The following is a 13,329-nucleotide window of genomic DNA, read 5'->3' on the forward strand; positions in this document are numbered from 1 at the left end:
CATGGAAACCCCCGACCCGACCCTGCGCGGTGTGCGCCAGCCAGAGGACCACGACCGCGCGATGCGGCCCAAGGTGCTGGACGACTTCATCGGCCAGCAAGAGGCGCGCGGAAACCTGAAAATCTTCATCGAATCCGCCAAGATGCGCGGCGAGGCGATGGACCACACCTTGTTTCACGGCCCGCCGGGGTTGGGAAAGACGACGCTTGCGCAGATCATGGCGCGAGAGTTGGGGGTGAATTTCCGGATGACATCGGGCCCGGTTCTGGCCAAGGCGGGCGATCTGGCGGCGATCCTGACCAACCTTGAAGCCCGCGATGTGCTGTTTATCGACGAGATCCACCGGCTTAATCCGGTGGTCGAGGAGATCCTGTATCCCGCGCTGGAAGACTTCGAGCTGGACCTTGTGATCGGCGAGGGGCCTGCCGCGCGGACGGTGCGCATCGAATTGCAGCCCTTCACGCTGGTGGGCGCGACAACGCGGCTTGGCCTGTTGACGACGCCGCTTCGTGACCGTTTCGGCATCCCGACGCGGTTGCAGTTCTACACCGTCGAGGAATTGAACGAGATCGTTACCCGTGGTGCGCGGATGCTTGGCATTCCCGCCGACCCCGAAGGCGCACGCGAGATTGCCAAGCGCGGGCGTGGCACGCCGCGGATCGCGGGGCGGCTGTTGCGCCGCGTCGTGGATTTCGCGCTGGTCGAGGGCGACGGACGGATCACGCAGGCGATCGCTGACAGCGCGCTGACGCGGCTGGGGGTGGATCATCTGGGGCTGGATGGTGCCGACCGGCGCTATCTGACGCTGATCGCGGAAAACTATGCCGGCGGGCCCGTCGGGATCGAGACGATGTCGGCCGCCCTGTCGGAAAGCCGCGATGCGCTGGAAGAGGTGATAGAGCCGTTCCTGTTGCAACAGGGATTGATCCAGCGCACACCGCGTGGCCGGATGCTGGCGCAAAAGGCATGGACACATCTGGGGCTTGATGCGCCCAAACCTGTCGGACAATCTGATTTGTTCGGCAAGTAAGAGAGTATTTATGGAACAAAGTGGGGGGCGGGCATGACGCCAGAGGCGGTTCAGGCGCTATTTACGCGGTCGGGCAAGGATTATGTGTTTGCCCGCTGGGGCAGGCCGATTGTGCCTATGGTGTTCGGGGTCGACGACGCGACGCTATCGGTGCTGAAAGGCGCGATAGAGGCTGTCGTGACGCTGGCCGGTCACAAGATGGCAGAGACCGACCCGGAGCTGGGCGCGAACCTGATGGTGTTCTTCGTCAGTGACTGGCGGGAACTGACCGAGACGCCGAACCTTGACCGCCTCGTGCCGGACCTGGGGCCGCTTGTCGAGCGGTTGCAGAGCGGGGATGCGAACCAGTATCGCGTGTTCCGGTTTGACCCGGATGGCAGCATCAAGGCGGCCTTTGTCTTTGTGCGGATGGACGCGCATTTGCAGGACGTGCCGGCGGAAACCATCGCGCTGGGGCAGGCGGTTCAGGCTATTGTGCTTTGGAGCGATACGGCGTTTTCCGGTGCCTCTCCCTTGCTTGCGGCGGGGGAGGGTGCGATCTTGCGGCCCGATATCGCAAATGTCATACGCGCGGCCTATGATCCGCTTATGCCTGTCGCGGCGGGGGATGCGTCCCATGCGCTGCGATTGTTTGCGAGAATGGAGAAAGCCCGATGACCCATAGTTTTCCGCTGCGTGTCTACTATGAGGATACCGACCTTGCGGGTATCGTCTATTATGCCAATTACCTGAAGTTCATCGAACGGGCGCGAACGGAATATGTGCGGGGTCTTGGCATTGACCAGACCGCGCTGAAACGGGACGAGGGGCTGGTGTTTGCGGTGCGCCGTGTCGAGGCGGATTATCTGGCGCCTGCCAAATTCGACGACGAACTGGTGGTGCTGACGACGCTGGATGCGGTCACCGGTGCCCGCATTGTCATGAAGCAGGAGGTGACGCGCGCGGGCACAGTGCTGTTTTCGGCGCTCGTGACCCTTGTTTGTCTGACGGAAACGGGTCATGCGGCCAGATTACCAGCGAATATTCGCCTAATCTTACACTAATATGTGAATTTTGATGCCGATGACGCGCATGTGTTGGCAATCCCTCTGAACTTCCTGTATTTCTGCCTGTAATCAGAGCTGCGACAATGCAGCCCCCTAAACGAGCAGGCACATGAATACGGAAACCCTTGCGATGGCGCAGGAGATTGATTTCTCCCTTCTGGCGCTTTTTATGCGTGCTACCCTTATCGTGAAGCTCGTGATGATCATGTTGATCGTCGCGTCTTTCTGGTCGTGGTCGATCATCATCCAGAAACACATCGCCTTCCGCAAGGCCCGCGGCGAGGCGAGCATCTTTGATCGCGCGTTCTGGTCGGGAGAGCCGTTGGACGAGCTGTTCGACAAGATCGGGCCGCAACCAAGCGGACCATCGGAAAAGATATTTGCGTCCGGCATGATGGAATGGCGTCGCAGCCACCGCCAGGACGGTGGATTGATCGCGGGTGCGCAGGCGCGGATCGACCGGTCCATGGATGTGGCGATCGCCAAGGAAGCCGAGACGCTGACCGGCGGGCTGGCGTTTCTGGCGACGGTCGGGTCGACCGGCCCGTTTGTGGGTCTGTTCGGCACGGTCTGGGGCATCAAGCACGCTTTCGAGGAAATCGCGATCGCGAAGAACACCGACCTTGCGGTTGTGGCCCCCGGTATCGCCGAGGCGTTGCTGGCAACGGGGCTTGGCCTGCTGGCCGCTATTCCTGCCGTCATTTTCTACAACAAACTGTCGGCTGACAGTGACCGTATCGTCAATGGATACGAGGCGTTCGCCGATGAATTCGCGACGATCCTGTCGCGTCAGTTGGATAGCTGAGCCATGGGCGCAGGTGTCATCAAATCAGGGGGCGGGGGTGGCCGCAGGGGCCGCCGCCGCGGGAAATCCGCCGTCATGGCCGAAATCAACGTCACGCCTTTTGTCGACGTGATGCTGGTGCTGTTGATCATCTTTATGGTCGCGGCACCCTTGATGACGGTCGGGGTTCCGGTGGAACTGCCGAAAACGGCGGCGTCAAGTTTGCCGACAGAACAAGAAGAGCCGCTGACGGTCACGTTGACGCTGGACGGGATCATGATGATCCAGAACACCGAGATCCAGCCATCCGAAATGATCGCCAAGCTGCGCGCGATAGCGGCTGAACGTCAGGACGACAAAGTGTTCCTGCGGGCCGACGGCGCAATTCCTTACGAACAAGTGGTGCAGGTCATGGGGGCGTTGAATGCGGGCGGGTTCCGCAACATCGGACTGGTGACCGATACCGGCGGGCCGCGTCTTGATGGCAGCGACGGATAAGGCATCCGACTGATGAATACCGGCAACTATATCTCTGGGATCGGGCATGGCGCCCTGATTGCCTGGATCCTGATGGGTGGATTGTTGTTCAATCCCCGCCCTGATCGTCCTTTGGACGTGGCCGAGGTGTCGATTATCACCGGAGAGCAGTTTGCCGCGCTCAGCACACCCAATCCATCGCCCGAGGCGACTGATGACGTTCCCGTGCAAGAGGCCCCTTTGGCCGAGGAAACGCCGCCGCCTGCGCCTGCGCCTGCGCCCAGGCCCGCGCCGCAGCCCGCGCCGGAACCAGAGCCACAGCCGGAGCCCGACGCCGCCCCCGACACCAGCCAGATAGAGCCTTTGCCACAAGAGCAGGTGGTCGAGCCCGCGCCGGCATCGCCCGCTCCGCCCCCGGTCGAGCAAAGCGTGGCGCCCTTGCCGAAGGTCACCGCCCCCCCGAAGGAAAAGCCGGCCCCCCGGATCGCGCCCAAGGCGGCAGAGGCCCCGGCCCCTGACGCAAAGGTTGCGGAGACGGTGCAGGAAGAGGCCGTGCCGGATGCGGCCGCCGAAAAGCCGAAGCCCGCGCAGGAGGCAACAGCCCCCGAAGAGGCCGCGACCGAGATTGTGACCGAGGCGGAAAAACCTGCGGCAGCAGTCCCCGCGCCACCTTTGGCACCCAGCACATCGTCGCGCCCGAAGTCGCGCCCAACGCCCCCCAAACCGCAGGTCGCGGCGGCAGAGACACCTGTGAAACCGGTGCCCCCCGCCACGCCAGCCGCCGATCCGTTGGCCGATGCGGTCTCGGATGCTGTGGCCGCCGCCGTGTCCGAGGCGACAGCAACGCCCGCTGCTGCGGCAAAACCCGCCGCAAGTTCCGCCCCCGCCGGTCCGCCGATGACCAGCGGAGAGAAAGACGCGCTGCGTGTGGCGGTTCAGGCGTGCTGGAACGTCGGTTCGTTGTCGACAGAGGCATTGGGCACAACGGTTGTCGTTACGGTCTCGATGACGCAGGATGCAAAGCCAGAGGCATCGAGCATCAAGATGGCTTCGTACGATGGCGGATCAGATGGGGCGGCACGGCAGGCCTTCGAGGCGGCGCGCCGTGCGATCATCCGGTGCGGTGCCAGCGGTTTTAACCTGCCGGGCGAGAAATATGCAGAGTGGCAAGATATTGAAATGACGTTTAACCCCGAAAAAATGAGGATCAAATAACATGTTGCGTATCCTGACCCTCGTGCTGGCCTGTCTGGGCTGTGCTACAATCGCGGCGGCCCAGAATGGCCCGCTTCGGATCGAGATCACCGAGGGCGTGATCGAGCCCTTGCCCTTTGCGGTGCCTGCTTTCATAGCGGAAAACGCTGCGGCGGCGCAATATGCGCAGGACATCGCACGGGTGATCGCCGCCGATCTGTCGGGGACCGGTTTGTTCCGGGAACTGCCCGCCTCTGCCTTCATCTCGAACGTCACCAGCTTTGACAGCCCCGTCCAATATGCGGACTGGAAGGCGATCAATGCGCAAGCGCTGATCACCGGCGCGGTCAGCGCAGGGTCCGACGGGCGCGTGACGGTAAAGTTCCGCCTGTATGACGTGTTCTCGGGCACCGAACTTGGCGACGGGATGCAGTTGGGCGGGACCACGGGCAGTTGGCGGCGGATTGCGCATAAGGTCGCCGACCAGGTCTACAGCCGGATCACCGGCGAGGGTGGGTATTTCGACAGCCGCGTTGTTTACGTATCGGAAAAAGGCCCGAAGAACGCCCGCGAAAAGCGTCTGGCGATCATGGATTATGACGGGGCGAATGTGCAGTATCTGACCGATAGCTCGTCTATCGTGCTTGCGCCGCGCTTTTCGCCGAATGGCGACCGGGTGCTTTATACCTCCTATGTGTCGGGATTTCCGCAGATCTATTTGCTGGATGTGGCCACTGTTGGTCGCACCGCGCTTGGCGAACAACCGGGCACAATGACCTTTGCGCCCCGCTTTGCGCCCAATGGCCAGACGGTGGTTTATTCGCTGTCCGCTGGTGGCAATACCGATCTTTACAGCCAGAACATAGGCGGCACGCCAACGCGCCTGACCAATGCGCCCTCGATCGAGACCGCGCCCAGCTATTCGCCCGACGGCAGCCAGATCGTGTTTGAATCCGACCGCAGCGGCACGCAGCAGCTGTACATCATGCCCGCAGGCGGCGGCGAAGCGCGGCGCATCAGCTTTGGCGAGGGGCGTTACGGCACGCCCGTCTGGTCGCCGCGTGGTGATTACGTTGCCTTCACCAAGCAAAACGCGGGCCGGTTCCATATCGGGGTGATGCGGACCGACGGCAGCGAAGAGCGGCTGTTGACCGCGTCGTTCCTTGACGAGGGGCCGTCATGGTCACCCAACGGCCGCGTCATCATGTTCACCCGCGAAACGCAGGGCGAGGGCGGCGCACCCGCGCTTTACTCTGTCGATATTTCGGGGCGGGTTCTGAACAAGGTCAAAACCGAAGGCTTCGCGTCGGATCCGGCGTGGTCACCTTTGTTGAAATAGGGAAAACCCTCGTTTTCAAACGGGGGCGGGAATGGTAAGGTTTCGGCAATCGAGCCAAGAAACAAACGCAGGATAGAGCAGATGAAACATATGACCAAGGCGGTCTTTCTGATCGCAACGCTGGCCGTCACGGCCTGCACGAACGCTGATCGCTTTGGCGCAGGTGGCAGCGATGCCGCCGGCCTGAATGGCGCGAATGCCGCCGGTATCGACAGCAGCATGCTGGGCGGCGCGAACGATCCGCGTTCGGTTGCCTATTTCCAGCAGACAGTGGGCGACCGCGTTCTGTTCGCGGTTGACCAAAGCACCGTGTCCGATCTGGGGCGCAATACGCTGGACGGTCAGGCGTTGTGGTTGCAGAACAACCCTGAATTTGCCGCCATCATCGAAGGCCACGCCGACGAGCAGGGCACACGCGAATACAACCTTGCACTTGGCGAAAAGCGCGCCAATGCGGTGCGTGAATATCTTGCAAGCCAGGGCATCGCCAACAGCCGTATGCGTGTTGTCAGCTACGGCAAGGAGCGCCCGCTGGAGGTGTGTTCGACCGAGGCCTGCTATTCCAAAAACCGCCGTGCTGTCACGGTCATTTCTGCCGGTATTGGCAGCTAACGGAGACTGCGATGACCCGCCTGAAGGCGCTATTCCTGAGTGCAGCAATCGGTGCGGGTGTGGCTATGTCCGCACCTGCCCATGCGCAAGCCTCGCCCGAAACCCTTGCCGACATCCGGCAAGAGCTTTCGATCCTGTTCGTTGACGTTCAACGCCTGAAAACAGAGCTGTCCACGACGGGGGCCGTCTCTGCCAACTTGGGGCCCAACACGCCTTTGCAACGCGTCGATGCGATCGAGGCGGAATTGCAGCGCCTGACGTCCAAGACCGAAGAGCTTGAAAACCGGATCAACCGCGTTGTCACCGACGGCACCAACCGTCTGGGCGATCTGGAGTTCCGGCTGGTCGAGCTTGAGGGCGGCGATCTGGGGGCGATCGGGCAAACACTGCCTTTGGGCGGCGAAGCTGTTGCGGGGGCCGCCTTGCCACCGCCTGCCGCCCCCGCTGGGTCAGGCCCGGAACTGGCCGTCGGAGAGAAAGCCGATTTCGAGCGGGCGCAGGGGTCGCTCGCCTCGGGTGACTTTCGCACCGCCGCTGACCAGTTTGCGGCCTTTACCGAAACCTACCCGGGTGGTCCGCTAAGCGGCGAGGCGCATTACCTGCGCGGCGACGCATTGGAACAGCTTGGCGAAACATCGGGGGCGGCGCGCGCCTATCTCGAAAGTTTCAGTGGCTCGCCGTCCGGCCCGAAATCGGCGGATGCGCTATATAAACTTGGCACATCGCTGGGTGCGCTTGGCCAAACCAAAGAGGCCTGCGTGACATTGGGAGAAGTCGGGGTCCGGTTCCCGACCTCGCCCGCGACCGCGCTGGCGCAAACGGCGATGCGCAACCTCAGCTGCAATTGAGCGTCGGGATCGAAAACCTGACGCAGGCCTTCGGGGCTGCGGTCGCGCCGCTTCGCCTGTCTCATATCGGGATTGCCGTCTCGGGCGGGGGGGACTCTGTCGCGCTGTTGCATGCGGCTGTCGGCTGGGCGGCGCGGTCCGGGCTGCGCGTGTCGGCGGTGACGGTCGATCACGGGCTGCGCGATGCTTCGGCGACCGAGGCGGCAGGCGTTGCGGGGCTGTGCGCCGCGCTGGGTGTGGATCACACGATCCTGCGCTGGACCGACCGCGACCCCACAGGCAACCTGCAAGATCAGGCGCGGCGGGCGCGCTATGCGCTGATGACCGATTGGGCCAAAGACCGGGGTATTCCCTGTATCGCCCTTGGTCACACGGCGACCGATCAGGCGGAAACGGTGCTGATGCGCCTTGGCCGCGGGGCGGGTGTTGACGGGTTGTCGGGCATGGCGCCGCGGGTCCGGCGCGGCGGTGTCGACTGGATACGCCCGTTTTTGTCGATCGAACGACAGCCCTTGCGCGACGCATTGGCGCAGTGCGGGGCGACCTGGGTCGATGACCCGTCGAACGAGGATACACGGTTCGACCGGATCAAGGTGCGTCAGGCGCTGGTGGTTCTGGATGCCCTTGGCATCACCGTTCAGGGCCTGACACAGACCGCCGCCCGCATGGGCACCGCGCGTCAGGCGCTGGATCATCAGACGCATCAGGCGGCAACCGGCATTGCCCGGCTCGAGGACGGTGATGTCGTGCTGCACCGCGTGCCATTCCTTGCGCTGCCCGCAGAGATCAACCGCCGCCTTTTGTCCCATGCCCTGTGCTGGGTCGCGACGGCGGATTATGGCCCGCGCGAGGCCGGATTAACCAACCTGCGCAGGGCCATCGCCGAAGGGCGCAGCTTTGCGCTGCACGGGTGCCTATGTGTTGTCAGCGCGACAGACGTCCGCATCACCCGCGAATGGAACGCGGTCAGGGATATGGCGTCGGCCCCCGATCAGGTCTGGGATGGCCGCTGGACCCTGTCGGGGCCACAGCGCCCCGGCGAAACGGTGCGCGCTCTGGGCGAGGCGGGGTTGGCGCAATGCCCGGACTGGCGGCAAACGGGACGCAAGCGGATCAGCCTTCTGGCCTCTCCGTCGATCTGGAACGGCGCGGATCTGATCGCGGCGCCTTTGGCCGGAAATGCGGAAAAATGGACCGCAGAATTGGCCCTTGGGCCCACTCATTTCTTCTTAAGCATTTTATCGCATTGAACTGGGGCGGTTCATCTCTATTTTAGGTACGTGGCCGATCGGATTCCGGGCGGTCAAAAGGATTTGAGGAGAACTCCCTTGGGCAACGCGAGAAACATCGCATTCTGGGTCGTACTGTTTCTGCTGGTGTTGGCATTGTTCAACCTGTTCAGCGGCGGACAGTCAACGATTTCATCCCGCACGATAAGCTATTCCGACTTTATCTCTGCCGTTGATGGCGGCACCGTCACCAATGTGACGCTGGACGGAGAAAAAGTTCTGTTCCGCGGGGCGGACGGGCAGGACTTTGTCACCATCAAGCCGCAAGGCACCGAGGTGACAGAGCTGCTGTTGGCAAAAGACATTCCCGTATCGGCCAAGCCGCAGGAGCAGTCGGGGTTCTCGGCAATCCTGATGACCTTCCTGCCATTCGTGATTTTGATCGGTGTCTGGATCTACTTCATGAACCGGATGCAGGGCGGCGGCAAAGGCGGCGCGATGGGTTTTGGCAAGTCGCGGGCAAAACTGCTGACTGAAAAGCATGGCCGCGTGACCTTTGACGATGTCGCCGGCATCGACGAGGCCAAGGACGAATTGGAAGAAATCGTTGAATTCCTGAGAAACCCTCAGAAATTCAGCCGTTTGGGTGGTAAAATTCCAAAGGGTGCCTTGCTTGTGGGCCCTCCGGGCACGGGTAAAACCCTGCTGGCGCGCGCCATTGCGGGCGAGGCCGGCGTGCCGTTCTTTACGATTTCCGGTTCGGATTTCGTGGAAATGTTCGTTGGTGTGGGCGCGTCCCGCGTCCGTGACATGTTCGAACAGGCGAAAAAGAACGCCCCCTGCATCGTGTTTATCGACGAGATCGACGCCGTCGGTCGCAGCCGCGGCGTGGGCTATGGCGGTGGCAACGACGAGCGCGAGCAGACCTTGAACCAGTTGCTGGTTGAAATGGACGGTTTCGAGGCGAACGAAGGCATCATCATCGTCGCCGCGACCAACCGCCCCGATGTTCTGGACCCCGCATTGTTGCGCCCCGGTCGTTTCGACCGTCAGGTGCAGGTGCCAAATCCCGACATCAAGGGCCGCGAGAAGATCCTTGGCGTGCACGCCCGCAAGACCCCGCTTGGCCCCGATGTGGACCTGCGGATCATCGCCCGCGGCACACCCGGCTTTTCTGGCGCGGACCTTGCGAACCTTGTGAACGAGGCGGCGCTGGCCGCTGCGCGAATCGGCAGACGATTCGTGACGATGGAAGACTTCGAGAACGCCAAGGACAAAGTCATGATGGGCGCAGAGCGCCGCAGCATGGTCATGTCCGAGGACGAGAAAAAGCTGACCGCCTATCACGAAGCCGGTCACGCCATCGTTGGCCTGAACGTGCCGCAGCACGACCCGATCCACAAGGCCACCATCATCCCGCGCGGTCGTGCGCTGGGTCTGGTGTTGTCATTGCCCGAACGGGATCAGTTGTCGGTCACCAAGACCAAATACACCTCCAAGATCGCGATGGCGATGGGTGGCAAAGTGGCGGAGGAGCTGATCTTTGGCCCCGAGCAGGTGACATCTGGCGCGTCTTCGGACATCCAGCAGGTCAGCAAGATCGCCCGCGCGATGGTCACGCAGTTCGGCATGTCGGAAAAGCTGGGCAACATCGACTATGCGAACGAACAGCAGTCGTATCTGGGCAACTATTCCGGCGGGTCCAGCAACTCTCCTGAAACCCAGCAGTTGATCGACGCCGAAGTGCGCAAGATCGTGGACACCGGCTATGAAACCGCAAAGCGGATTCTGACCGAAAAGGCCGACGACCTGAAGCGCCTTGCAGAGGGACTGCTGGAATACGAGACGCTGACTGGCATCGAGATCGCCAAGGTCATCGCCGGCGAGCCGCTGAACCGTGGCGACGATAGCGACGACACGCCGGACAAGGGCGAAACGACCTCGATCATGTCGATTCCCAAGACCAAGCCGAAGGCAAAGTCTACCAAGGTCGATCCAGAACCGTCAGCCTGATCGCAGACCAGATTTGAACATAAACCGCCGTAGGTCCCCCTGCGGCGGTTTTTCTTTGTGCCTAACGTGGCTTGCACAGCCCGCCGGTTTTGGTCAATTTGAGCTCAGCACAGGAGATCGCGATGCCCGCATTGATGCCCACGTCTTTCACCGGCCAGATCGTCTGGCTTGGCCGCAACACCGACCGCAGCGCAACTTTGCGCAACGAACCCCTGACCGAGGCGATGGCAACATTTGCCGGTTTCGAAGGGGAGAGCCGTGCCGGCCTGACGCGCCCATCGTGCAGCCGCGTGGTCGCGCAGCATAAAAAGGGTACAACGATCCGCAACGTGCGCCAGTTTTCGGTGGTGTCGGCAGAGGAACTGGACCTGATCGCCGCCGCCATGGGCGTTGACGCGGTTGATCCCGCGTGGGTCAGTGCGTCGATTGTTATTCGCGGGATACCCGATTTCACCCATATTCCGCCTGCATCACGACTTCAGACGCAGGACGGAACGACACTGACGGTGGATATCCACAACCGCCCCTGCCATCTTCCCGCGCCTGTGATCGACGAGGATGCGCCAGGTCACGGCAAGGCGTTCAAGACGGCGGCAAACGGGCGGCGCGGCGTGCTGGCCTGGGTCGAGCGGGAAGGGATGCTGCGTATTGGTGACACTGTTACGCTGCATGTGCCCGATCAGCGCGCGTGGGATTACTACGCCGAGGCGCGGCAGACCTAGATCAGGCCAGCATCGACAAAAGGCAGGATGCGCCAAGGATCGTCACGGCAAAGGTCGTGTGGAAAATGAGTGTGGCTGCTGACATAGTGGCCTCCATTCGTAATTTCACGGGTCGTATGCAGAACCAACGTGCCGGACGCCAAAATGGTTCACCCGTTGCCCCTACGTCATTCCCGTTTCCGATCCGAAACGCAAACTGCGGTTTAGACGATTCCAGTGGGGGAAATGTCGGAAATACCACTCGTGTCGCAAACGGCGCACCGTATATGCAATGCATACGAACGTGGCCAACGCGCCGGAACAGGGAAACAACATGAGCTTTAAGTCCGACATCGAGATCGCCCGCGAAGCAAAGAAAAAGCCGATTCAAGAGATTGGGTTGCGGCTTGGCATCCCCACCGAACATCTTTTGCCCTATGGCCACGACAAGGCAAAGGTCAGTCAGGCGTTCATCGAGGGCCTGAGTGGCCGCAAGAACGGCAAGCTGATCCTTGTGACCGCGATCAATCCGACGCCTGCGGGCGAGGGCAAGACGACCACGACCGTTGGTCTGGGGGACGGGCTGAACCGGATCGGCAAGAAGGCTGCGGTTTGTATCCGCGAGGCCTCGCTTGGGCCGTGTTTCGGGATGAAGGGCGGGGCTGCCGGCGGCGGCTACGCGCAGGTCGTTCCGATGGAAGAGATGAACCTGCATTTCACCGGCGATTTTCACGCGATCACCTCTGCGCACAACCTATTGTCGGCGATGATCGACAACCACATCTATTGGGGCAACGAGCTGGAAATCGACATCCGCCGCGTTGTCTGGCGCCGGGTGATGGACATGAACGACCGCGCATTGCGCGACATCGTGGCCAGCCTTGGCGGCGTTGCCAACGGCTTTCCGCGCCAGACCGGGTTCGACATCACCGTCGCGTCCGAGGTCATGGCGATCTTGTGCCTCTCGCTGAACCTTGAGGATCTGCAAAAGCGTCTGGGCGATATCATCGTCGCCTACCGCCGTGACAAAACCCCGGTTTATTGCCGCGATATCAAGGCAGACGGCGCGATGACCGTGCTGTTGAAAGACGCGATGCAGCCGAACCTTGTGCAGACGCTGGAAAACAATCCGGCCTTCGTGCATGGCGGGCCTTTTGCCAATATCGCCCATGGCTGCAATTCGGTCATCGCCACGACGACCGCGCTGCGCGTTGCCGACTACGTGGTGACAGAGGCGGGTTTCGGTGCCGATCTGGGGGCCGAGAAGTTTATGAACATCAAGTGCCGCAAGGCCGGTCTGGCCCCCGACGCGGTGGTTCTGGTGGCCACGGTGCGCGCGATGAAGATGAACGGCGGCGTGGCCAAGGCCGATCTGGGCGCCGAGAACGTCGAGGCGGTGCAGAACGGTTGCGCCAACCTTGGCCGCCACATCGAGAATATCAAATCCTTTGGCGTGCCGGTGGTCGTGGCGATCAACCACTTTGTCACCGACACGGACGCCGAGGTCGAGGCGGTGAAGGCCTATGTGAAAAGCCAGGGCTCCGAGGCGATCCTGTGCAAGCATTGGGCCAAAGGCTCTGAAGGGATCGAGGATCTGGCGCACCGCGTGGTCGAGATCGCGGAAAGCGGCGTGTCCAATTTTGCCCCGATTTACCCCGACGAGATGTCGCTGTTCGAGAAGATCGAGACCGTCGCCAAGCGTATCTACCGCGCTGACGAGGTTCTGGCGGATAAATCTATCCGCGACCAGCTGAAGACATGGGAAGATCAGGGCTATGGCCACCTGCCGGTGTGTATGGCGAAGACCCAGTATTCGTTCACGACCGACCCGAACCGCCGCGGCGCGCCAACCGGATTCACCATTCCGGTGCGCGAAGTGCGCCTGTCGGCGGGGGCCGGTTTCATCGTCGTGATCTGCGGCGAGATCATGACAATGCCCGGCCTGCCGCGCGTGCCATCGGCCGAGATGATCATGCTGAACGAAGCGGGGCAAATCGAGGGTCTGTTCTAGCCACAAGGGATGCACTAAGGGTGCACAAATCACACACAGAGCGAC

General features: G+C 61.9%; 13 protein-coding genes. All 13 read left to right on the plus strand.

The window, feature by feature from the left end; translation table 11 throughout:
• Position 1 precedes the first annotated feature (1 nt).
• The 13 genes from ruvB to ACEN2R_RS12075 all read left to right on the plus strand — a co-directional run bounded on the left by ruvB (position 2) and on the right by ACEN2R_RS12075 (position 13,284).
• A complete protein-coding gene (gene ruvB, locus ACEN2R_RS12015) occupies positions 2–1,030 on the plus strand; it encodes a Holliday junction branch migration DNA helicase RuvB (protein ID WP_442042473.1) in 1,029 nt (342 codons plus the stop codon).
• A gap of 33 nt (positions 1,031–1,063) precedes the next feature.
• Entirely contained in the window at positions 1,064–1,687 is a 624-nt protein-coding gene (locus tag ACEN2R_RS12020; RefSeq protein ID WP_442042475.1) for a hypothetical protein, read from the plus strand.
• A complete protein-coding gene (ybgC, locus tag ACEN2R_RS12025) occupies positions 1,684–2,073 on the plus strand; it encodes a tol-pal system-associated acyl-CoA thioesterase (protein ID WP_442042476.1) in 390 nt (129 codons plus the stop codon). The genes ACEN2R_RS12020 and ybgC overlap by 4 nt, the downstream gene beginning before the upstream one ends.
• 112 nt (positions 2,074–2,185) lie before the next feature.
• The gene (gene tolQ / locus ACEN2R_RS12030) at positions 2,186–2,881 is read left to right on the plus strand and encodes a protein TolQ (RefSeq protein ID WP_442042478.1); all 696 of its coding nucleotides are present in this window, start codon (positions 2,186–2,188) and stop codon (positions 2,879–2,881) included.
• 3 nt (positions 2,882–2,884) lie between these two features.
• On the plus strand, positions 2,885–3,358 hold the full coding sequence (gene tolR, locus ACEN2R_RS12035; protein WP_442042480.1) for a protein TolR: 474 nt from the start codon (positions 2,885–2,887) through the stop codon (positions 3,356–3,358).
• Between the two features lie 12 nt (positions 3,359–3,370).
• Positions 3,371–4,552 (plus strand): energy transducer TonB, encoded by a 1,182-nt coding sequence (locus ACEN2R_RS12040; protein WP_442042482.1) that lies wholly within the window; start codon positions 3,371–3,373, stop codon positions 4,550–4,552.
• A 1-nt stretch (position 4,553) separates the two neighbouring features.
• Entirely contained in the window at positions 4,554–5,870 is a 1,317-nt protein-coding gene (tolB, locus tag ACEN2R_RS12045; RefSeq protein WP_442042484.1) for a Tol-Pal system beta propeller repeat protein TolB, read from the plus strand.
• Positions 5,871–5,951: 81 nt separating this feature from the next.
• Complete coding sequence (gene pal / locus ACEN2R_RS12050; protein WP_442042486.1) at positions 5,952–6,482, plus strand: peptidoglycan-associated lipoprotein Pal; 531 nt, start codon at positions 5,952–5,954, stop codon at positions 6,480–6,482.
• Positions 6,483–6,493: 11 nt separating this feature from the next.
• Positions 6,494–7,330, plus strand: coding sequence for a tol-pal system protein YbgF (gene ybgF / locus ACEN2R_RS12055; RefSeq protein WP_442042488.1), 837 nt, complete (start codon positions 6,494–6,496; stop codon positions 7,328–7,330).
• On the plus strand, positions 7,327–8,580 hold the full coding sequence (gene tilS, locus ACEN2R_RS12060) for a tRNA lysidine(34) synthetase TilS (protein WP_442042490.1): 1,254 nt from the start codon (positions 7,327–7,329) through the stop codon (positions 8,578–8,580). Before ybgF ends, tilS begins: the two co-directional genes overlap by 4 nt.
• Positions 8,581–8,658: 78 nt before the next feature.
• Positions 8,659–10,572 (plus strand): ATP-dependent zinc metalloprotease FtsH, encoded by a 1,914-nt coding sequence (gene ftsH, locus ACEN2R_RS12065; RefSeq protein WP_442042492.1) that lies wholly within the window; start codon positions 8,659–8,661, stop codon positions 10,570–10,572.
• 122 nt (positions 10,573–10,694) lie between these two features.
• A complete protein-coding gene (locus tag ACEN2R_RS12070; protein WP_442042494.1) occupies positions 10,695–11,294 on the plus strand; it encodes an MOSC domain-containing protein in 600 nt (199 codons plus the stop codon).
• A 313-nt stretch (positions 11,295–11,607) separates the two neighbouring features.
• Entirely contained in the window at positions 11,608–13,284 is a 1,677-nt protein-coding gene (locus tag ACEN2R_RS12075) for a formate--tetrahydrofolate ligase (protein ID WP_442042496.1), read from the plus strand.
• Positions 13,285–13,329: the final 45 nt, after the last annotated feature.

The organism is Pseudogemmobacter sp. W21_MBD1_M6, from assembly GCF_052119585.1.
In the GTDB taxonomy this organism is placed as follows: Bacteria; Pseudomonadota; Alphaproteobacteria; order Rhodobacterales; family Rhodobacteraceae; genus JBGQOJ01.

Excerpts from the sequence above, each read along its gene's own strand:
- ruvB (WP_442042473.1), top strand. The coding sequence starts at position 2 with ATGGAAACCCCCGACCCGACCCTGCGCGGTGTGCGCCAGCCAGAGGAC.
- ACEN2R_RS12020 (WP_442042475.1), top strand. The coding sequence starts at position 1,064 with ATGACGCCAGAGGCGGTTCAGGCGCTATTTACGCGGTCGGGCAAGGAT.
- ybgC (WP_442042476.1), top strand. The coding sequence starts at position 1,684 with ATGACCCATAGTTTTCCGCTGCGTGTCTACTATGAGGATACCGACCTT.
- tolQ (WP_442042478.1), top strand. The coding sequence starts at position 2,186 with ATGAATACGGAAACCCTTGCGATGGCGCAGGAGATTGATTTCTCCCTT.
- tolR (WP_442042480.1), top strand. The coding sequence starts at position 2,885 with ATGGGCGCAGGTGTCATCAAATCAGGGGGCGGGGGTGGCCGCAGGGGC.
- ACEN2R_RS12040 (WP_442042482.1), top strand. The coding sequence starts at position 3,371 with ATGAATACCGGCAACTATATCTCTGGGATCGGGCATGGCGCCCTGATT.
- tolB (WP_442042484.1), top strand. The coding sequence starts at position 4,554 with ATGTTGCGTATCCTGACCCTCGTGCTGGCCTGTCTGGGCTGTGCTACA.
- pal (WP_442042486.1), top strand. The coding sequence starts at position 5,952 with ATGAAACATATGACCAAGGCGGTCTTTCTGATCGCAACGCTGGCCGTC.
- ybgF (WP_442042488.1), top strand. The coding sequence starts at position 6,494 with ATGACCCGCCTGAAGGCGCTATTCCTGAGTGCAGCAATCGGTGCGGGT.
- ACEN2R_RS12070 (WP_442042494.1), top strand. The coding sequence starts at position 10,695 with ATGCCCGCATTGATGCCCACGTCTTTCACCGGCCAGATCGTCTGGCTT.
- ACEN2R_RS12075 (WP_442042496.1), top strand. The coding sequence starts at position 11,608 with ATGAGCTTTAAGTCCGACATCGAGATCGCCCGCGAAGCAAAGAAAAAG.